A 22,787-nucleotide genomic window follows, 5' to 3' on the forward strand; every position below is an offset into this window, starting at 1 on the left:
TATTTATAAATCAGTGTTAAACGAAAATATTTTAACACGCAAGTTTAACTTAAATTAAAAAACATGAAAGTAAACACCCAATCCGTAAACTTTACAGCAGATAGTAAGCTAATAGATTTTATTCAGAAACGTATGGATAAATTAGATATGTTCTATGATAAAATAATTCAATCCGATGTTTATTTAAAAGTTGAGAATACAAGTGATAAAGAAAATAAAATATTTGAAGTAAAATTAAGTGTGCCAGGGGATAGTTTTGTGGTGAAAAAACAATGCAAATCATTTGAAGAGGGCGCCGATGCTGCGATTGCGTCATTAGGAAGGCAAATTAAAAAACGAAAGGAAAAATTAAGAGCACACAGTTAGATAAAATTTTTTTAAAAAATGTTTTGATTAAATAAATATTATCTTACATTTGCAGTCCGTTAGAAATAGCGGGCTTTTTTTCGGTCAGATTTTGATAGTAATAAAGTAAGAAAAAGCCGATGTAGCTCAGCTGGCTAGAGCAGCTGATTTGTAATCAGCAGGTCGTGGGTTCGAGTCCCTCCATCGGCTCTTTAAAAGTTTGGTTTTTGTTAGGAAAAGAAAGCTTTTAATTGATTGAAATATTGAATTTAATTTTGGGGAGATACTCAAGCGGCCAACGAGGACAGACTGTAAATCTGTTGGTTTTACCTTCGCAGGTTCGAATCCTGCTCTCCCCACAAATAATTTTTGAAAAGTTGTAAAAATGTTTATTTTTGCAGGCTGTAATTAAAAATTATATGGATTGGGTCATCAATCCAGAATTATCTAGTGAAGTGAGATAGTTCAAAATTGAATATGAAAATTTGAAATATTGTAAACCATTAATTGGATAAAACTAATTAAAAATGCGAGAGTAGCTCAGTTGGTAGAGCGTCAGCCTTCCAAGCTGAATGTCGCCGGTTCGAACCCGGTCTCTCGCTCTAAAATTCCTGCGAAGGCAGTGTCTCATACTCTGAGGTGAGAATTTAAGCACTTTACGCCGGTGTAGCTCAGGGGTAGAGCGTTTCCTTGGTAAGGAAGAGGTCACGAGTTCAAATCTCGTCATTGGCTCTTTTTTCTGGGTCCAGAATATAAATAACAATTGAACACTAATATTAAACAAGAATAAAATAAATTAAACATGGCAAAGGCAACTTTCGATCGTTCAAAACCACACTTAAACATTGGTACTATTGGGCACGTAGATCACGGTAAAACAACTTTAACTGCTGCTATTACTAAAGTATTAGCTGATGCAGGTTTATCTGAAGCAAGATCATTTGATCAAATTGATAATGCACCAGAAGAAAAAGAAAGAGGTATAACAATTAATACTTCTCACGTAGAATATGCAACTGCTAATCGTCACTACGCTCACGTTGACTGTCCAGGTCACGCGGATTACGTAAAGAACATGGTTACTGGTGCTGCACAGATGGATGGTGCTATTTTAGTTGTTGCTGCAACAGATGGTCCTATGCCACAAACACGTGAGCACATCTTACTTGGTCGCCAGGTAGGAATTCCTCGTATCGTTGTATTCATGAATAAAGTGGATATGGTTGATGATGAAGAGTTATTAGAATTAGTTGAAATGGAAATCAGAGATTTATTATCATTCTACGAATATGATGGTGATAATGGTCCTGTAGTAGCAGGTTCTGCTTTAGGTGCACTTAACGGTGAGCAAAAGTGGGTTGATACTGTAATGGAATTAATGAATCAAGTTGATGCTTGGATCGAAGAGCCAGAAAGAGATATGGATAAGCCTTTCTTGATGCCTATCGAGGATGTATTCTCTATTACTGGTCGTGGTACTGTTGCAACTGGTCGTATTGAAACTGGTGTAGCTAACACAGGTGATCCAGTTGAGATTATCGGTATGGGTGCTGAGAAATTAACATCTACTATTACTGGTATTGAAATGTTCCGTCAAATCTTAGATAGAGGTGAAGCTGGTGATAATGCTGGTATCTTATTAAGAGGTATTGAGAAGTCTCAAATTTCTAGAGGTATGGTAATCGTTAAGCCAGGTTCTGTAACACCACACTCTAAATTTAAAGCTGAGGTTTATATCCTTAAGAAAGAAGAAGGTGGACGTCACACTCCATTCCATAATAACTACCGTCCACAGTTCTACGTACGTACAACTGACGTAACTGGAAACATTGCGCTTCCTGATGGAGTTGAAATGGTAATGCCAGGTGATAACTTAACAATTACTGTTGAGTTGATTAACACAATTGCAATGAACGTAGGTTTACGTTTCGCTATCCGTGAAGGTGGTAGAACAGTTGGTGCTGGTCAGGTTACTGAGATATTAGACTAAATAATATAGTTAAATAATTAATTAAGGTGTCTCGATATTTCGGGATGCCTTGATTATTGTTTACGGGTTTAGCTCAGTTGGTAGAGCACTGGTCTCCAAAACCAGGTGTCGTGAGTTCGAGTCTCTCAACCCGTGCAAAATGTAAAATGGATTATTTATAATCCTTTAATAAAGTAAATTATCAAATGGCAGGATTAATAACATATATAAAAGAATCGTTTGAGGAGTTAAAGAATAATGTGTCATGGACTCCATGGCCAGAAGCTCAAAGATTAACGGTTATTGTAGCTGTGTTTTCAATTATTTTTTCACTAGCTATTTGGGGAGTTGATACTGTTTTTAGTAAGGCAGTAAAAGCTTACTTTGATTTGATTCACTAACAACAAATATACAAGAAGAAGATGTCTGAAAAAAAATGGTATGTTGTTAGAGCAGTAAGTGGTCAAGAAAATAAAATCAAAGCCTATATCGAGAATGAAATTTCAAGATTAGGTTTAGAGGATTTTGTTGATCAGGTTTTAGTACCAACAGAAAAAGTTATTCAAATCCGTAATGGAAAAAAAATAAACAAAGAAAAAGTTTATTTTCCTGGCTATATAATGGTTCAAGCTAATTTAAGTGGTGAGATTCCTCATATAATTAAATCCATTACAAATGTCATAGGTTTCCTAGGTGAAACAAAAGGTGGTGATCCTGTGCCATTAAGACAATCTGAAGTAAACAGAATGTTAGGTAAAGTAGATGAATTGTCTGTTGAAGCAGATGCTAATGTTGCAATTCCATTTACAAAAGGAGAAACTGTCAAGGTTATTGACGGTCCATTCAATGGTTTTGATGGAACTATTGAAAAAATTAATGAAGAAAAACGTAAGCTTGAAGTAATGGTGAAAATATTTGGAAGAAAAACACCGTTAGAGTTAAGCTATATGCAAGTTGAAAAAGTTTAATAATTGTTACATAAAGAGCACTAATCTATGCTTCCAATATAGAGCGGTGTAATAAACATTAAGAAATGGCAAAAGAAATAGACAAAGTAGTTAAGCTACAAGTTCGGGGAGGTGCTGCGAATCCATCGCCACCGGTAGGACCCGCTTTAGGTGCCGCTGGAGTTAATATCATGGAGTTCTGTAAGCAGTTTAATGCGAGAACTCAAGATAAGCCAGGTAAAGTTTTACCTGTGGTAATCTCTGTTTACAAAGACAAATCATTTGAATTTGTAATCAAGACTCCACCAGCAGCAGTACAATTATTAGAAGCGGCCAAAGTAAAGAAAGGATCAGGAGAACCAAACCGACGTAAAGTAGCAAAAGTAACTTGGGATCAAGTTAAAGCAATTGCAGAAGACAAAATGGTAGATTTAAATGCTTTTGAAATCGGATCAGCTATGAAAATGGTTGCCGGTACAGCAAGATCTATGGGTATCACTGTTAAAGGAGGAGAAGCTCCAAACTAAATTTTTAGAAATGGCAAGATTAACAAAGAAGCAAAAAGAAGCAAGAGCAAAGGTTGATAATAACAAAATTTACTCTTTAGAAGAAGCTTCAGCTTTACTAAAAGAAATTACATATACAAAGTTTGATGCTTCTATCGATTTAGCAATCAGATTAGGTGTAGATCCACGTAAAGCCAATCAAATGGTACGTGGTGTAGTTTCATTACCACATGGTACAGGTAAAGATATGAAGGTTCTTGCGCTTGTAACTCCAGATAAAGAAGCAGAAGCTAAAGAAGCAGGTGCTGATTATGTTGGGTTAGATGAATACTTACAGAAAATTAAAGATGGTTGGACAGATGTTGACGTTATCGTTACTATGCCAAGCATTATGGGTAAGTTAGGACCATTAGGTAGAGTATTAGGACCAAGAGGTCTTATGCCAAACCCTAAAACAGGTACAGTAACTATGGATGTCGCTAAAGCAGTTGCAGAAGTAAAAGCTGGTAAGATAGATTTTAAAGTAGATAAAACAGGTATTGTACATGCACCAATAGGTAAAGCATCGTTTAGTACTGATAAAATTATTGGGAATGCTCAAGAATTGTTATCTACAATTATGAAATTAAAACCAACCGCTTCAAAAGGAACTTATGTAAAGAGCATTTATATGTCTAGTACTATGAGCCCAAGTATAGCAGTTGATACAAAAATAGGATAGTAGTTAAACTTAGAATATTATGACAAGAGAAGAAAAATCCCAAGTAATTGAAGAGTTGACTGCTCAATTGGCAGATAATACAAATATCTATTTAACTGATATTTCTGGATTAGATGCAGCAACAACTTCAAATTTAAGAAGAGCATGTTTCAAGTCTAACATTAAGTTAGCTGTTGTAAAGAATACGCTTTTAGAGAAAGCAATGGAAGCATCGGATAAAGAATTCGGTGATTTACCTGCAACTTTAAAAGGAAATACATCAGTAATGTATTCTGAAACAGGAAACGCTCCAGCTAAAGTAATTAAAGAATTCCGTAAAAAATCAGAGAAGCCTTTATTAAAAGGTGCTTTTATTGAGGAATCTATTTACATTGGCGATGATTTATTAGATACTTTAGTTGATATTAAGTCAAGAGAAGAGCTTATTGGCGAGATTGTAGGATTATTACAGTCACCTGCTAAGAACGTTATATCTGCGCTTAAATCTAGTGGTGGAACCATCGCAGGTATCGTTAAAACATTATCCGAAAGAGAAGGATAATAATATTGAAATACACAATAGAAAATTAAATTATAACACACATTATTAAAAATTAGAAAAATGGCAGAATTAAAAGATTTCGCAGAACAATTAGTTAACTTAACAGTAAAAGAAGTTAACGAATTAGCAACTATATTAAAAGATGAGTACGGTATTGAGCCTGCTGCTGCTGCTGTAGCTATGGCTGGTCCTGCTGCAGGTGGTGGAGACGCTGCTGAAGAGCAAACTGAGTTTGATGTTATCTTAAAAGCTGCTGGTGGTTCTAAATTAGCTGTAGTAAAGTTAGTTAAAGAATTAACTGGTTTAGGTTTAAAAGAAGCAAAAGGATTAGTTGATGATGCACCAAGTGCAATCAAAGAAGGTGTTTCTAAAGACGAAGCTGAAGGCTTAAAATCTTCTTTAGAAGAAGCTGGAGCTGAAGTTGAGCTTAAGTAAGCTTATCTTATCTACAATACAAGGTTTAGGTCTAGAGTCGTACTCTATGACCTAAACCATTTTGTGTATATAAACGTTATATGCATTTTTTAGTTTTTATTTAATAAAAATCTCGTTCATCAATGTTAGCAAAAAAGGCTGAAAGAATTAATTTCTCTTCTATTGTAAATAGGACAGATTACCCAGACTTTTTGGATATCCAAATTAAATCCTTCCAGGATTTTTTCCAATTAGAAACAAAGTCAGAAGAAAGAGGTACTGAAGGTTTGTACAACACCTTCATGGAGAACTTCCCAATAACAGATACGCGTAATCAATTCGTACTAGAATTTTTAGATTACTTTATAGATCCACCAAGATATTCTATCGAAGAATGTATCGAAAGAGGATTAACTTACAGTGTGCCTTTAAAAGCAAGATTGAAGTTGTATTGTACAGATCCAGAACATGAGGATTTCGAAACAATTGTTCAAGATGTATATCTAGGTACTATTCCTTATATGACACCAAGTGGTACATTTTGTATCAATGGTGCAGAACGTGTAGTAGTTTCTCAATTGCACAGATCACCTGGTGTATTTTTTAGCCAGTCGTTTCATGCTAATGGAACTAAATTATATTCTGCAAGAGTAATTCCTTTTAAAGGTTCTTGGATAGAATTTGCAACAGATATCAATCAAGTAATGTATGCTTACATTGATAGAAAGAAAAAATTACCAGTTACAACGCTTTTCCGTGCTATCGGTTTTGAGCGTGATAAAGATATTTTAGAGATTTTTGACCTTGCAGAAGAAGTTAAGGTTTCAAAATCTGGATTAAAGAAAGTTATCGGTCGTAAATTAGCTGCACGTGTATTGAATACATGGCATGAAGATTTCGTTGATGAAGATACAGGTGAAGTTGTATCTATTGAGCGTAACGAAATAGTATTAGATCGTGACACAATCATAGACAAAGATAATATTGAAGAAATTCTTGAAGCTGAAGTTAAAACTATTCTTTTACACAAAGAAAGTGCGCAACAAGGAGATTACGCAATCATTCATAATACATTACAGAAGGATCCAACAAACTCTGAAAAAGAAGCTGTTGAACATATCTACCGTCAATTACGTAATGCTGAGCCGCCAGATGAAGAAACTGCGCGTGGTATTATTGATAAATTATTCTTCTCTGACCAACGTTACTCTTTAGGTGAAGTAGGTCGTTATAGAATGAACAAGAAATTACAGTTAGATATCGGAATGGATAAGCAAGTGCTTACTAAAGAAGATATCATAACAATTATAAAGTACTTAATTGAGCTTATCAATTCTAAAGCAGAGATTGATGATATTGATCACTTATCTAACCGTCGTGTACGTACAGTAGGTGAACAGTTATCTTCTCAGTTTGGTGTTGGTTTAGCACGTATGGCACGTACTATCCGTGAACGTATGAACGTTCGTGATAACGAAGTATTTACTCCAATAGATTTAATTAATGCGAAGACTTTATCGTCTGTTATTAATTCATTCTTTGGAACAAATCAGCTGTCTCAATTTATGGACCAAACGAATCCTCTAGCAGAGATTACGCATAAGCGTCGTCTTTCAGCATTAGGACCAGGTGGTTTATCAAGAGAAAGAGCAGGTTTCGAAGTACGTGATGTTCACTATACACACTACGGACGTTTATGTCCTATTGAAACACCTGAAGGACCAAACATTGGTTTAATATCATCTTTATCTGTATTCTCTAAAGTAAATCCATTAGGATTTTTAGAAACACCATACAGAAAAGTAACAGATGGTGTTGTTGATATTAAAAATCAGCCTACGTATTTAAGTGCTGAAGAAGAAGAAGCAAAACTTATCGCTCAAGCAACTGTAAAAGTTGATGACGATGGTAAGATTTTAGATGATAAGGTAATTGCTAGAATGGAAGGTGACTTCCCAGTAATCGATCCTAAGGAGCTTCATTATACAGATGTTGCACCTAATCAAATTACATCTATCTCTGCATCATTAATTCCATTCTTAGAACATGATGATGCCAACCGTGCATTAATGGGCTCTAACATGATGCGCCAGGCTGTACCATTATTACGTCCTGAAGCACCAATTGTAGGAACTGGTTTAGAGCGTCAGGTAGCATCAGATTCTAGAGTATTGATTAATGCAGAAGGAGCTGGTACTGTTGAGTATGTAGATGCTGAAAAAATTACAATTAAGTACGAACGTACTGAAGAGGAAGCAATGGTTAGCTTTGATAGTGATACCAAAACGTATCCTTTAGTTAAATTTAGAAAAACAAACCAAGGAACGTCTATCAACTTAAAACCAATCGTAGAGAAAGGTGATAAAGTTGCTAAAGGACAAGTACTTTGTGAAGGTTATGCCACTGAAAATGGAGAATTAGCACTTGGTAGAAATATGAAAGTAGCCTTTATGCCTTGGAAAGGGTATAATTTTGAGGATGCGATTGTAATTTCTGAAAAAGTAGTTAGAGAAGATGTCTTTACATCTATTCATATTGATGAGTACTCATTAGAAGTTAGGGATACTAAATTAGGTAACGAAGAGTTAACTAATGATATTCCTAATGTTTCTGAAGAGGCAACTAAAGATTTAGATGAAAATGGTATGATTCGCATTGGTGCAGAAATCAAACCAGGTGATATTTTAATTGGTAAGATTACTCCAAAAGGAGAGTCTGATCCTACACCAGAAGAAAAACTTTTACGTGCTATTTTTGGAGATAAAGCTGGTGATGTAAAAGATGCGTCTTTAAAAGCATCTCCATCATTGAACGGTGTTGTAATTAATAAAAAATTATTTGCAAGAGCTGTAAAAGATAAGCGTAAGAGAGCACAAGATAAAGAGGATATCGAAAAATTAGAAGATGCTTATGATAATAGATTCGATGAACTTAAAAATGTTTTAGTTGAAAAACTATTCAACATTGTAAATGGCAAAACAGCTCAAGGTATTTATAACGATTTAGGAGAAGAAATTATTCCTAAAGGTAAAAAATATACCTTAAAGATGTTAAATGCTGTTGACGATTATACACATTTAACTTCAGGAAAATGGACTACTGATGACCATACAAATGAACTTGTTGCAGATTTAATCCATAATTACAAAATTAAGGAAAATGACCTTCAAGGAGCATTAAGACGTGAGAAGTTTACCGTTTCTGTAGGTGATGAATTACCAGCAGGAATTATTAAGTTGGCTAAGGTTTATATCGCTAAGAAACGTAAACTAAAAGTTGGTGATAAAATGGCGGGTCGTCACGGTAACAAAGGTATTGTTGCTCGTATCGTTCGTCAAGAAGATATGCCTTTCTTAGAAGATGGAACTCCAGTTGATATTGTATTAAATCCACTTGGTGTACCTTCTCGTATGAATATTGGTCAAATCTATGAAACTGTTTTAGGTTGGGCTGGTAAAGATTTAGGTAAAAAGTATGCAACACCAATTTTTGATGGTGCAACTTTAGAACAAATCAACGAGTATACTGACGAAGCAGGAATTCCAAGATTTGGTCATACATATCTATATGATGGCGGAACAGGTGATCGTTTTGATCAACCAGCAACAGTTGGTGTGATTTATATGATTAAGCTAGGTCACATGATTGATGATAAAATGCACGCACGTTCTATTGGACCATACTCATTAATTACACAACAACCATTAGGTGGTAAAGCACAATTTGGTGGTCAACGTTTTGGTGAGATGGAAGTATGGGCACTTGAGGCTTATGGAGCATCAAGCACACTACGTGAGATCTTAACTGTAAAATCAGATGATGTTATTGGTAGAGCTAAAACTTACGAAGCTATCGTTAAGGGAGAGCCAATGCCAGAACCAGGACTTCCAGAATCGTTCAACGTACTTATGCACGAATTGAAAGGTTTAGGATTGGATATTAGATTAGAAGAATAAATTAAGTCGGCAGTGGGCAGTCATCAGTAACAGTATTTAACTGTACAACTAATAAGACTGAAGACTGCAAACTGCAAACTGAAGACTATAATAACATGGCAAGAAGACAAGATAAGAATACAGTACAGAAATTTAATAAAATTTCTATAGGTTTAGCATCACCTGAGTCTGTTTTAGCAGCATCTCGAGGAGAGGTATTAAAGCCAGAAACTATTAATTATCGAACACACAAACCGGAACGTGATGGTTTGTTCTGTGAGCGTATTTTTGGTCCTGTAAAGGATTTTGAATGTGCTTGTGGTAAATATAAAAGAATACGTTACAAGGGCATCGTTTGTGACCGTTGTGGTGTAGAAGTAACAGAAAAGAAAGTACGTAGAGATCGTGTAGGTCACATTAATTTAGTGGTTCCTGTAGCGCATATCTGGTATTTCCGTTCGTTACCAAATAAAATAGGTTACCTTCTTGGATTACCATCTAAGAAATTAGATATGATAATCTATTATGAGCGTTACGTGGTTATTCAACCAGGTATTGCTATGAATGCTGAAGGTGAACCAATTCAAAAAATGGATTTCTTAACAGAAGAAGAATATCTAAATATTTTAGAATCTATTCCTCAAGAAAACCAATATTTAGATGATACAGATCCTAACAAATTCATCGCTAAGATGGGTGCTGAGTGTCTTATTGATTTATTAGCTAGAATAGATTTAGATCAATTGTCTTACGATTTAAGACATAAAGCTAATAATGAAACATCTAAACAGCGTAAAACAGAAGCTTTAAAACGTTTACAAGTTGTTGAAGCGTTTAGAGATTCAAATTTAAACAGAGAAAACAGACCTGAGTGGATGATTATGAAGGCTGTTCCTGTAATTCCACCAGAATTAAGACCTTTAGTGCCTTTAGATGGTGGTCGTTTTGCAACGTCAGATTTAAATGATTTATACCGTCGTGTAATTATCCGTAACAACCGTCTTAAAAGATTAGTTGAGATAAAAGCACCAGAAGTGATTTTACGTAATGAAAAACGTATGTTACAAGAATCAGTAGATTCATTATTTGATAACACACGTAAATCATCTGCAGTAAAAACAGATTCTAACAGACCATTAAAATCATTATCAGATTCACTTAAAGGTAAGCAAGGACGTTTTCGTCAAAACTTACTTGGTAAGCGTGTTGATTATTCTGCACGTTCTGTAATTGTTGTTGGACCAGAATTAAAATTATTTGAATGTGGATTGCCTAAAGGCATGGCAGCAGAACTTTACAAGCCTTTTATTATCAGAAAACTGATTGAAAGAGGAATTGTAAAAACTGTAAAATCTGCAAAGAAAATTATAGATAGAAAAGAACCTGTAGTTTGGGATATTTTAGAGAATGTTTTAAAAGGACATCCAGTGCTTTTAAACCGTGCTCCTACCTTACACAGACTTGGTATACAAGCTTTCCAACCTAAACTTATTGAAGGTAAAGCAATTCAGTTACACCCATTAGTATGTACGGCTTTTAACGCCGATTTCGATGGTGACCAGATGGCTGTGCATTTACCATTAGGACCAGAAGCTATTTTAGAATGTCAACTTTTAATGTTGGCTTCACATAATATATTAAATCCAGCTAATGGATCTCCGGTTACTGTACCTTCTCAGGATATGGTACTTGGTTTATATTATATGACTAAGTTGCGTAAATCAGATGAAAACTATACTGTAAAAGGTGAAGGTTTAACATTCTATTCTCCAGAAGAAGTAACTATTGCTTATAATGAGAAAAGAGTTGATCTAAACGCTGGTATTAAAGTAAGAACTTACGACTTTAATGAAGAAGGTGAACTAACTAAGCAGATTATAGAAACAACTGTTGGTCGTGTACTTTTCAACGAAAAAGTACCAGCAGCAGCAGGATATATTAATGAGGTATTAACTAAAAAGTCTTTAAGAGAAATCATTCATGGTATTCTTAAAAAGACAAGTGTACCTGAAACTGCAGATTTCCTTGATGAAATTAAAACACTAGGATACAAATTTGCATTCCAAGGTGGATTATCATTTAGTTTAGGTGATATTATTATTCCTGCAGAGAAACAAGGAATGATTGATTCTGCAAACAAACAAGTTGATGGTATTATGGGTAACTATAATATGGGACTTATTACCAACAACGAACGTTATAATCAGGTTATTGATATTTGGACATCTACAAATGCAGAATTGACAGAATTGTCTATGAAACGTATTCGTGAAGACCAACAAGGATTTAACTCGGTATTTATGATGCTTGATTCTGGAGCAAGGGGTTCTAAAGAACAAATTCGCCAGTTAACAGGTATGCGTGGATTAATGGCTAAGCCTAAAAAATCTACAGCAGCTGGTGGTGAAATTATTGAAAATCCAATTCTTTCTAACTTTAAAGAGGGACTTTCAATTTTAGAATACTTTATCTCTACTCACGGTGCACGTAAAGGACTTGCAGATACGGCTCTTAAAACTGCCGATGCTGGTTACTTAACACGTCGTTTGGTAGATGTATCTCAAGATGTAATTGTATATGAAGAAGATTGTGGTACATTAAGAGGTATCGAAGTTTCTGCACTTAAGAAAAACGAAGAAATCGTTGAAAGCTTAGAAGGTAGAATCGTTGGTAGAACATCACTTAATGATGTTTACAATCCATTAACTGAAGAGTTACTAGTAGAAGCTGGTGGTCATATTGATGATATCATTGCTAAGAAAATTGGAGACTCACCTCTTGATTCTATAGAAGTACGTTCTCCATTATCATGTGAAGCTAAAAAAGGTATCTGTGTGAAATGTTACGGTCGTAACTTGGCTACAGGTAAAATGGTACAACGTGGTGAAGCAGTTGGTGTAGTTGCAGCTCAGTCTATTGGTGAGCCTGGTACACAGTTAACATTACGTACATTCCACGTAGGTGGTATTGCAAGTAACATTTCTGAAGAGAATAAATTAACAGTTAAGTTTGATGGAATTGCAGAAATAGAAGATCTTAAAACTGTAAAATCTAAAGATAACGACGGAAATGAAGTTGATGTTGTTATTTCTAGAACATCAGAATTAAAATTAATGGATGCTAAAACAGGTATTGTTTTAAGTACTAATAATATTCCTTACGGTTCATTTATATATGTTAAGCCAGGAGACAAATTGAAGAAAGACGATGTTGTTTGTCAATGGGATCCATATAACGGTGTAATTATTTCAGAATTCGCTGGTCAGGTGAAGTATGAAAACATTGAACAAGGTGTAACATATCAAGTTGAAATTGATGAGCAAACTGGTTTCCAAGAGAAAGTAATTTCAGAATCTAGAAACAAGAAGTTAATACCAACATTATTAATTGAAGATAAGAAAGGTGAAACAATCCGTTCTTACAACTTACCAGTTGGTGCACACATAATGATTGATGATGGTGACAAGATTGATATTGGAAAGATCTTAGTTAAGATACCTCGTAAATCTGCAAAAGCAGGTGATATTACTGGTGGTCTTCCTCGTGTAACAGAATTATTTGAAGCACGTAACCCTTCTAATCCAGCTGTAGTAAGTGCAATTGATGGTGTAGTTTCTTTTGGTAAGATTAAGCGTGGTAACCGTGAGATTATTATCGAATCTAAATTAGGTGAGGTTAAAAAATATTTAGTAAAACTATCTAATCAGATTCTTGTTCAAGAAAATGATTATGTAAAAGCTGGTATGCCTTTATCGGATGGATCTATAACACCAAATGATATTCTTAACATTAAAGGCCCATCTGCGGTTCAACAATACTTAGTTAACGAAGTACAAGAAGTATATCGTTTACAAGGTGTAAAAATTAATGATAAGCATTTCGAAGTTGTTGTAAGACAAATGATGCGTAAAGTTAGAATCATAGATTCTGGTGATACAATTTTCTTAGAAAACCAATTAGTTCATAAATCAGATTTCATTGAAGAAAATGATAAAATTTTCGGAATGAAAGTGGTAGAAGATGCTGGTGATTCTCAGAATTTAAAATCTGGTCAAATAGTAACTGTTAGAGATTTAAGAGATGAAAACTCTAGTTTACGTAGAGAAGATAAAAATCTTGTAACTGCAAGAGACGCTAGTCCTGCGACAGCTACTCCAATATTACAAGGTATTACTAGAGCATCATTACAAACTAAGTCGTTTATATCAGCGGCATCGTTCCAAGAAACAACTAAAGTTCTTAACGAGGCAGCTGTAAATGGTAAGGTTGATTCACTAGAAGGACTTAAAGAAAATGTAATTGTAGGACACAGAATACCAGCAGGTACAGGTGTTAGAGAATACGAAAACATTATTGTTGGTTCTAAAGCAGAATTTAATGAAATGATGAAGGCTAAAGAAGAAATGAACTTTAATTAAATAAGACGCAGTTTTCACAAGCCGAAAGCAAAGTGAAAGCTGTAAGTCATTTATCCCGAACTTGATTCGGGATCTCATTAAATTGAGAAGTATATTATAATAGAGTAAAAGCCTTCAAGTTATTAACGAGAAGGCTTTTATATTTTAAATTAAAAAAATAATTATGGCAGACGAAAAAAATACTCCTAAAAAAGGACAAATTAATATTGAATTAGACGAAAAAATAGCAGAAGGTACATATTCTAACTTAGCAATTATTAATCATTCTGTTTCAGAATTTGTAGTTGATTTTGTAAGTATTATGCCAGGAACTCCAAAAAGTAAAGTGAAGTCTCGTATTATCTTAACTCCACAACATGCTAAACGTTTATTAAAAGCATTAGGTGATAATGTCGTTAGATTTGAAAAAGCACATGGAGAAATTAAAGATTACGAACAACCTCCAATTCCTTTAAATTTTGGACCAACAGGTCAGGCTTAAAAGCTTAAAAATAAATTATAGATTTTAGGAATCGATAAATTATTTTTTATAGATTTTATTAATCAAAATTGGATTATTTTAAATAGTGTTTAAGCTTGTTTTATGTTTTTTTAATATAAATAATAAAGACAGTAGTCAAAGTGTCTTTAAATCTTGTTAAACGTGATATTTTTGATTTTGACACAAAAAAACCTTTGAATTCTTAGTTCAAAGGTTTTTTTTATTGGCTAAATGTTTCGTTTAGGCAACATCTTTCCGATTCAAATAATATTTTAATGCCCCTGAAGGACACTTTTTAATCTGATTAATAATAGCATCAGTTTGTGCTCCTTCTAAATCAATCCAAGGAATCACAGAATTTCTAAATACATCTGAAAGTTGTCTTGCACAAATGCCAGCATTGGCACAACAGCGAGGCTTGTAAGTAACGGTAATTTCAGCGTTACTGAAAACGTTTGCGTTAATTTCCATAATAAGTAGATTAGTTTGGGGTTAATCGTATTATTAAAGTATTGAATGATTTTTGATTATAATCAATTATTCGATAAAAAGTATTTTTAGTCGTTAAATTGATTGTTTTTGAAAGAATAATCTGTGTCATTCGATGAAGGGCATACCAAGTTCTATTCAAATTCCGAAGTGAAATGAAAAGTAATACTTGGATATTTTTGTTGAGTCATTTGTAGTGAAAACATAGAATCTGCCAAAAACACCAATTGATTTTGCTTATCTCTGGCTAAGAAGCGTTGTTTTACTCTAATAAACTCTTTAAATTCTTCACTTTTTTCATTATCTGTTTTAACCCAACAAGCTTTATGTACGTTTAGATTTTCATAAGTACATTTAGCACCATATTCATGTTCTAATCTATATTGAATGACTTCATACTGAAGTGCACCTACAGTACCTATTACTTTTCTACCGTTTAAATCTAAAGTAAATAATTGAGCAACACCTTCGTCCATTAACTGATCGATACCTTTGTATAACTGCTTTGCTTTCATTGGATCAGCATTATTAATGTATCTAAAGTGTTCTGGTGAAAAGCTCGGAACTCCTTTATAATTTAGCACTTCTCCTTCAGTTAGAGTGTCGCCAATTTTAAAGCTTCCGGTATCTTGTAAACCAACGATATCACCTGGGTAAGAAATGTCTACAATCTCTTTCTTTTCAGCAAAGAATGCGTTTGGACTAGAAAATTTTAGTTTTTTATTATGTCGTACGTGTAAATAAGGAGTGTTTCGTTTAAACTCTCCAGATACAATCTTTATAAACGCTAATCTATTTCTGTGGTTGGGATCCATGTTGGCATGAATTTTAAAAACAAAACCACTAAATGCTTTTTCGTCAGGTTTTACTATGCGCTCTTCACTTTGTTTTGGTCTTGGCTTAGGAGCAATTTCTACAAAACAATCTAGTAATTCTCTAACACCAAAATTATTTAATGCAGAACCAAAGAATACAGGTTGTTGTTCTCCGTTTAAATAATCTTCTTTATCGAATTGAGGGTAGATACCACTTACCAATTCTATTTCTTCTCTTAATGTGTTTGCCGTATTTTCACCAACAAGTTTATCTAATTCTGGCGATGCTAAATCCGAGATTTCGATAGTTTCTTCTATGTCCTTTCTACTATCTCCTGAAAATAAATTAATATTCTTTTCCCATATATTATAGATGCCTTTAAAGTCATAGCCCATACCAATAGGAAAGCTTAAAGGCACAACTTTTAGTCCTAATTTTTGTTCAATCTCATCTAATAGATCAAAAGCGTCTTTACCCTCTCTATCCATTTTATTAATAAAAACAATCATTGGGATATTACGCATTCTACAAACCTGAACTAATTTTTCAGTTTGTTCCTCAACACCTTTGGCAACATCAATAACCACAATTACACTATCTACAGCAGTTAAAGTTCTAAAAGTGTCTTCAGCAAAATCCTTGTGACCAGGAGTATCTAAAATATTAATTTTAATGCCATTGTATTCAAAAGCCAAAACAGAGGTCGCTACAGAAATACCACGCTGACGCTCTATTTCCATAAAATCACTGGTAGCCCCTTTTTTTATTTTATTACTTTTTACAGCACCAGCTTCTTGTATGGCTCCACCAAATAATAATAGTTTCTCTGTTAATGTGGTCTTACCTGCATCTGGGTGTGATATAATACCAAAAGTACGTCGTCTGTTAATTTCTTTTAAAAAGCTCATAAAAATTATTAAAAAGGAATGCAAATATACCATTAATAACTCCATTTAAAATAACTAATTAATAGCTTTTAAGATATTTTAATATTGTTTAGCATCAATTATAGTTAGACGTATTTGTCTGGCAAATTAATGTTTATTAAGACCTTTTTTAAATTTGTTTTATTATGAATTTTTGTAGTATAATTCTCTTTTTTATTGATATAAATAGGATTACTTTTTTATGATACAGCATGTTTAAGTAGCTTTAGAACATTGTAGTGTTGACCTAAGTATAAAGGCAAAATCACTTGTTACTCTAACATTTTAGTGTTATCTATTTATATTCAATATATTGTTGAATAAAAGTTTCATTAAAAATTAAAAGATATCAAATTTTTTGTAATTTTACTCTTACTAAATTAGGGGATTAATTTTTTGAAGTTGATTAATAGTAAATCTCTTCACTAATACAATAATGTTTAGCTATTTTAAGATTTTAAGTGTGACTTAAAGGCAATTTAATGTGTCTTATTATTTAATATTTGTAGGTTTTTTCTATTAAATATAGATTTGTCTTACAAAAAAAAATATTTATTTGCACTTTGTCGGATTTATTTGTCATTTTATCGATATTTGTAATATGTTTTATTTACTCAAACTGAATTATACATCAACTATATAATCATATGAAAATCTCTACTCGATTCTCTTTTACTAAGAATATTAATACCAGTTTATATATGTGCATGGTTTTAGCGAAGTTATCTTTGTTTAGGTTAAAAACCTTTTTTCTTGTTGGTTTCTTTTCGTCATTTTTAATAATGAATGCTCAAGAAGATGTAACAACCATTTATGGTGATCAAGGCGGCTTTTTTGTTTCTTCTACTGGAGCAACAGTTACGGCAACAGATTCAAATAATTTATTAGGATTTATAGCTGATGGTGTTACGTACTCTACAGGTGTAGACGATTCTGTTTTAACATCCAATGGGATTGTTTTTACTCCAGCTAACTTTCGTGCTTTTCCGATACCAGGTGTAATCAATTACAGTAACCCAGAATTGTTGGGGGTAGCTTACAATTGGGGTGGGGTGAACCAAACCAATACTCCTTCAGATTATATTAATAATTTTTCACCAATAGTGCCAACTAATTTTGTTAGAGATGGAGCTAGTGGTTTAGAGATGAGTACAAATTTTTTCAATATTGATCCGCAAGATATTGGATATGATGATTTAACCGTTCTTTCAGTAGCAAATATTACAGATAACATACCTGATATAATCGTGAATCAGACAGGTGCGCCTGGAGGTAGTGATACATTTAAGTTTGTAGATAACCTAGGAAATACTGTAGGGAATGTTGTTGTTGTTGATTTTTCTTCTACTCCGGTTGTTGCGGGTGTAGATTGGACTATTTATAATGTAGATCCTAGTACAGGGAGCGTTGTTAGTACATTTGGTGAAAATACATATAGAGATTTTAGGGTTTTATCATTTTTGTTGAGTGATTTTGGAATTACAGCTGGTAATTCTTCGCAAATAGTAAAATTTGTGCACACAACATCAGGTAATACAGATATCGCTTTTACAGCTTATAATACTAATAGTCTAGGGTTTAGTACCGCAGTAGATTTGAGTATTGATGCTAGTGTAGCATCTTCAACGAGCTTGTGTACAACAACTGATGTTGATTTGGTTGCTACGGTTACAAATAACAGTGCCAACAACAGTTACAGTTTTGTAGTGGAATCTCCGTTACCGTTAGGTGTAAGTTACACTAGTAGTTCTGCGGTTTTTTCATCTGGGTCTGGTACAGCTTCTTACGATTCAGTTTTAAATGAATGGGTGATTTTTGGTTTGCAAGCAGGTGAAAGTGTAATCTTAACGGTAAATGGATCTACATCTCCAACGTTACCTATTGTCTATAATGCAAGTATTACTAATATGGCTCAATCAGATCCTGATTATAGTAATAATTTATCTACAGTTTCTGAAACCGATTCAGATTGTGATGGTGTATATGATTCGTCAGATCTAGATAGTGATAATGATGGTATTTTAGATATAGATGAAGGTTTGTCTGGCAATATTCCTACGGGTGATGCTGATGGTGACGGTGTTCTTAATTATCTAGATGTTATCGATAATGGAGGTGTAGGTGATGGGTCTGCTACCGATTATACCGATTTAGATGGTAATAATATTCCAGATGTATTTGATGTTGATGGTGATGGTGTTCCAAATCATCTTGATTTAGACTCAGATAACGATGGAATCTACGATGTTGACGAAGCTGGTGGAACAGATGCTAATAATGATGGAATAGCTGATGGAGCAGTAAATACAGAAGGAGTGCCGGCCACTGCCGGAACAGGTCTTACTCCAATAGCTACAACTAGTGGAATTTTTAATTTCCTGAACACAGATAGTGATGGAGATGGCTGTTCAGATGCTAATGAGGCCTATGATGATAATAATGCTGATGGTGGAGATGGTGGTCAATTTGGTTTGGGCGATCCTTCAACTGTTAACATAGCAAATGGATTGGTCTCTGAAACTGGTGTTGATTATACTAAAGGTACTAATCCAACAGTAACAGATGATAGTTTGTCATCTGGATGTAGTTTGTGTATTGATGATATTCCTGCCGGAAACCCAACAGCGGCTATAGATGCAGCGGATGTAACTTTTGATATAGATAGTGGATTAAGTGCAGGTTTTCCTGCAGAATTGAATTCAATCACAATAGCAGGTGAACCAAATCCTTTTACTGCGATTTATGCGCCTAATAATATAAATTACCAATATGCAAATCCAGCAGGAAATAGTCAGTATGTTAGAGATCAATTGAGTACAACAGCTACAATAGCGGATGGAGTAGAAATTTATAATGCAGCTTTACTTGCTGCAAATGCTGAAAATGATTTAAGGCATTATGTATCAATGGATAATACCATAGATCCAACAGATTATAATGAATACATTTATAACTCTCCAATTGCTTCTGCTTCTAATAGATATATTGTTGTTACTGAACGAAATGGTAATAATGAATTAAGTATTCAGGCCTTAGATAATTCTTTAAATCCTACAGGGAATATTGTATTGGCAAATGCAACAAATTATATTGATACTGGTGTTGCTACCGATTTTACGCAACATGTATTTTTAGCTATTTACCCATTAACCGCGTTAGTGCCATCTGGAACAGATGTTCAAGGTATTAGAATTACTCAAAGTGGCGCAACAGCTGGAGATGGAGGAGATGGAAAAGCGTTCATCATTTATGACCCTTCATTCTTAGTTTTACCACCTACTATAGAATATACAACATCAGCTGTTCAGCCAGATTGTGTATCTATTCAAGGCTCTATCTCTATTGATGCTTTGGATAATGGTGGAGGTGCTATGGAATATAGTGTGAATGGTTTGGCAGGTCCTTTTCAACCAAGTCCTAACTTTAGCAACTTGGCTCCTGGTTCATATACAATTGCTGTTAGATATATTTCCTCACCTAGTTGTGTAGAAGTTGCTTTATCTCCAATCGTTTTAGATGTTCCTGATATTTGTGATATAGTTTCAAGTAATGAATCGGCTTGTAGTGATAACGGTACTCCGTTAATTACAACTGATGATACTTTTACTGCAGACATAACTGTCTTCTTTTATGATCCACCAGCAACAGGTAACTTAGAATTAACGGGAGATGCGACTAGAACAGTTCCTGTAGCAAGTTTAACAGCGCCTTCCTATACATTTACAGGTGTAGAATTACCAGCAAATGGCACCAATTTGTCGTTTACTGCTACTTTTTCAGCTGATGCCAACAGAACTTTAACCGTTAACGATGTTGTAACTGCTCCTTTTGAATGTAGTGATGAAAGTTGTTATGATATTATACCTGTAGGGAATCCTACTGCGGCGCTTTTATCTAGCGAAGTTAGTTTTAATATATCTAGTGCGCCTAATGCAGGATTCCCTGCAGTATTAAATTCTATAACGGTAGCAGGTCAACCAAATCCGTTTACGGAGATTTATATACCTAATAATGTGAACTATCAGTATGCTAATCCACAAGCTGCGAGTCAATTTGTTACGGATCAATTAGGTACAACTGCAACTATAGCTGATGATCCAGCGATATATAATGCTGCATTATTAGCCGCAAATTTTGAAAATGATTTAAGACACTATGTGTCTATGGATAATACTATCGATCCCACTGATTTTAATGAGTTTATTTATAATACACCTATAGCAGCTGCTTCTAATCGTTATTTGGTAATTACAGAACGTAATGGTAATAATGAAATGAGTATTCAAGCTTTAGATGGTTCATTAAATTTAATAGGTAATATTGTGTTAGCAAATCCATCAGTTTACATTAATACAGGTGTTGCAACTGATTATACTCAGGAGATATATGTAGCCATTTATCCATTAACGGCATTAGTGCCTTCTGGTACAGATGTACAAGGAATTAGAGTTACTCAAACAGGTGCTGCTGACCCAGGTCCAAACTTTGGTGATGGTGGTGATGGAAAGGCGTTCATAATTTATGATAATGCATTTTTAACTCCTCCCCCAACAATTAATCTTGCAACTACTGTTGTACAACCAACTTGTGCAACAAATACTGGCTCTATTAATATTGGCGCAATAAATAATGGTGGAGGTGCTATGGAATATAGTGTAAATGGTTTGGCAGGTCCTTTTCTTCCAACACCTAACTTTAGTGGACTTGCAGCAGGATCATATACTGTCGCTGTTAGATATGCAGGAAACCCTGATTGTGTTGAAGTCGCATTAGAGCCAATTGTTTTAGTGGAAGCAAATTGTTCTATTAGTTTAATTAAAAGTGTATCTAGTGTAGATGCTTTAGGTGCAATAGGAATATTAGATGATGAAATAACTTACGAATTTACTGTTACTAATACTGGAGACGAAACATTAACAAATATTATTGTTACAGATCCATTAGTAGGCACAGTAACATGTGTTTCAACAACTCTTTCTCCAGGCGCTAATACGACGTGTAGTGCAACATACGTAATTACTCAGTCAGATATTGATAATGGGGGAATAGAGAATTCAGCAATTGTAAGTGCGGAAGCACCAGGAGGAGATACTTTAGACCCAAGTGATGATATCACAGATGTTTCCGATACTGGTACAACTAGTGATGGAACGGTTGTAACGGATCCAGAAACAGTAGAGACTGATGATATCAATTCTATAAATGGGGATAGTAACGATTCCGATCCAACAAATGATGTTACGCCTTTTGAAATTTCTCAAAACCCAGAGTTAACAGTTACAAAAACTATAACGACTTCAGGAGCGGTATTGAACGATGTTATTTCCTACAGTATTATTGTAGTTAACACAGGGGATGTAACAATAACCGATATTGAGATTACTGATGTGAATGCAGACTTGGGAACATTATCGTACCCAGGTGGACTGACAAACATTCCAAGTTTAGCACCAAACGCAAGTGCTATCGTAACGGTAGTGCAAACAATTACTCAAGCGGATATAGATGCAGGTTTTGTAGAGAACAGTGCAACTGCAATAGGAGATAGTCCAATAGGAACAGATGATGTAACCGATGTTTCAGATACAGATGTAGATCCAAATGGTGATCCAATCTTGGATAATGAGACGGTAGATGGACCAGATACAGGTACGAATCCTACAGAAGATCCAACACGAACAGACTTAGTACAAAGTCCAGAGTTAAGCATTACCAAAACAGGTAGTTTAGACTTGGGCGCTGATAATGCAGTAAGTGTAGGTGATATCATAACCTATACCTATACAGTGACCAACACAGGCGACGTTACAGTATATGACGTAAGTGTGAATGAAGTTTCAGGTAACTTTACAGGAACAGGTATATTACCAACACCAACGTATGTAAGTGGCGGAACGGATGCAGATGGCGATGGTGACCTAGAAGATATGGTTGTAGGAAACGGCACGATAGTGTACACCGCAACGTATGCAATCACGCAAGATGATATTGATGCAGGTGTTGTAACGAACCAAGCGACCGCAGAAGGAACGGATCCACAAGGAGATTCAGTGAGTGATAACAGTGATGATCCAACAGATGCGACAAGTGACGATGATCCAACAGATGTAGAGATAGTACAAAGCCCAAGCATCGAAGCAGTAAAAACAGTAGCAATCACAAATGATGTTGCACCATCAGGCGCAAGTCTAGGAGATGAGATGACGTACACCATTACAGTAACTAATACAGGAGATGTTACTTTAGACAACGTTTCAATTACGGATACGTTTGAAGATG

Annotated in this window: 14 protein-coding genes and 5 tRNA genes; 17 read left to right on the top strand and 2 right to left on the bottom strand. The window is 34.6% G+C overall.

Going from position 1 to position 22,787, the window contains the following annotated elements; translation table 11 throughout:
* The first annotated feature begins 63 nt into the window (after positions 1–63).
* From hpf to KO504_RS02465, 16 genes are all read left to right on the top strand, one after another.
* On the top strand, positions 64–366 hold the full coding sequence (gene hpf, locus KO504_RS02390; protein ID WP_215924734.1) for a ribosome hibernation-promoting factor, HPF/YfiA family: 303 nt from the start codon (positions 64–66) through the stop codon (positions 364–366).
* Between the two features lie 115 nt (positions 367–481).
* Positions 482–555: transfer RNA gene (locus tag KO504_RS02395), tRNA-Thr, on the top strand.
* A gap of 67 nt (positions 556–622) precedes the next feature.
* Positions 623–704 (top strand) — tRNA-Tyr (locus KO504_RS02400).
* Positions 705–874: 170 nt separating this feature from the next.
* Positions 875–947, top strand: a tRNA-Gly gene (locus tag KO504_RS02405).
* 58 nt (positions 948–1,005) lie between these two features.
* A tRNA-Thr gene (locus KO504_RS02410) sits at positions 1,006–1,077 on the top strand.
* A 70-nt stretch (positions 1,078–1,147) separates the two neighbouring features.
* A complete protein-coding gene (gene tuf, locus KO504_RS02415; RefSeq protein WP_215924735.1) occupies positions 1,148–2,335 on the top strand; it encodes an elongation factor Tu in 1,188 nt (395 codons plus the stop codon).
* 62 nt (positions 2,336–2,397) lie between these two features.
* Positions 2,398–2,470, top strand: a tRNA-Trp gene (locus KO504_RS02420).
* Positions 2,471–2,520: 50 nt separating this feature from the next.
* A complete protein-coding gene (gene secE, locus KO504_RS02425; RefSeq protein WP_215924736.1) occupies positions 2,521–2,715 on the top strand; it encodes a preprotein translocase subunit SecE in 195 nt (64 codons plus the stop codon).
* A gap of 21 nt (positions 2,716–2,736) precedes the next feature.
* A complete protein-coding gene (gene nusG / locus KO504_RS02430) occupies positions 2,737–3,282 on the top strand; it encodes a transcription termination/antitermination protein NusG (protein WP_215924737.1) in 546 nt (181 codons plus the stop codon).
* 65 nt (positions 3,283–3,347) lie between these two features.
* Positions 3,348–3,788, top strand: a complete 441-nt coding sequence (rplK, locus tag KO504_RS02435; protein ID WP_008270923.1) for a 50S ribosomal protein L11 — start codon at positions 3,348–3,350, stop codon at positions 3,786–3,788.
* Between the two features lie 10 nt (positions 3,789–3,798).
* Positions 3,799–4,488, top strand: a complete 690-nt coding sequence (gene rplA, locus KO504_RS02440; protein WP_215924738.1) for a 50S ribosomal protein L1 — start codon at positions 3,799–3,801, stop codon at positions 4,486–4,488.
* 19 nt (positions 4,489–4,507) lie between these two features.
* The gene (gene rplJ, locus KO504_RS02445) at positions 4,508–5,029 is read left to right on the top strand and encodes a 50S ribosomal protein L10 (RefSeq protein ID WP_215924739.1); all 522 of its coding nucleotides are present in this window, start codon (positions 4,508–4,510) and stop codon (positions 5,027–5,029) included.
* A gap of 60 nt (positions 5,030–5,089) precedes the next feature.
* Positions 5,090–5,464, top strand: coding sequence for a 50S ribosomal protein L7/L12 (gene rplL, locus KO504_RS02450; protein WP_215924740.1), 375 nt, complete (start codon positions 5,090–5,092; stop codon positions 5,462–5,464).
* A gap of 122 nt (positions 5,465–5,586) precedes the next feature.
* Positions 5,587–9,399 carry a DNA-directed RNA polymerase subunit beta gene (gene rpoB / locus KO504_RS02455; RefSeq protein WP_215924741.1) on the top strand — a complete coding sequence of 1,271 codons (3,813 nt, stop codon included), beginning with the start codon at positions 5,587–5,589 and terminating at the stop codon, positions 9,397–9,399.
* A 95-nt stretch (positions 9,400–9,494) separates the two neighbouring features.
* Complete coding sequence (rpoC, locus tag KO504_RS02460) at positions 9,495–13,796, top strand: DNA-directed RNA polymerase subunit beta' (protein WP_215924742.1); 4,302 nt, start codon at positions 9,495–9,497, stop codon at positions 13,794–13,796.
* Positions 13,797–13,959: 163 nt separating this feature from the next.
* Positions 13,960–14,277, top strand: a complete 318-nt coding sequence (locus KO504_RS02465) for a DUF3467 domain-containing protein (RefSeq protein WP_215924743.1) — start codon at positions 13,960–13,962, stop codon at positions 14,275–14,277.
* A 240-nt stretch (positions 14,278–14,517) separates the two neighbouring features.
* Here KO504_RS02465 and KO504_RS02470 read toward each other — a convergent pair whose 3' ends face one another.
* Positions 14,518–14,748: a (4Fe-4S)-binding protein gene (locus KO504_RS02470; protein WP_215924744.1), complete on the bottom strand. Its 231-nt coding sequence runs from the start codon at positions 14,746–14,748 to the stop codon at positions 14,518–14,520.
* A 152-nt stretch (positions 14,749–14,900) separates the two neighbouring features.
* Positions 14,901–16,490: a peptide chain release factor 3 gene (locus KO504_RS02475; RefSeq protein ID WP_215924745.1), complete on the bottom strand. Its 1,590-nt coding sequence runs from the start codon at positions 16,488–16,490 to the stop codon at positions 14,901–14,903.
* A gap of 800 nt (positions 16,491–17,290) precedes the next feature.
* Here KO504_RS02475 and KO504_RS02480 point away from each other — a divergent pair.
* Positions 17,291–22,787, top strand: a 5,497-nt coding sequence (locus KO504_RS02480; RefSeq protein WP_215924746.1) for a DUF7507 domain-containing protein, incomplete at its 3' end; no start/stop codon positions are given.

Source organism: Winogradskyella psychrotolerans, assembly GCF_018860565.1.
Lineage (GTDB): Bacteria > Bacteroidota > Bacteroidia > Flavobacteriales > Flavobacteriaceae > Winogradskyella > Winogradskyella damuponensis.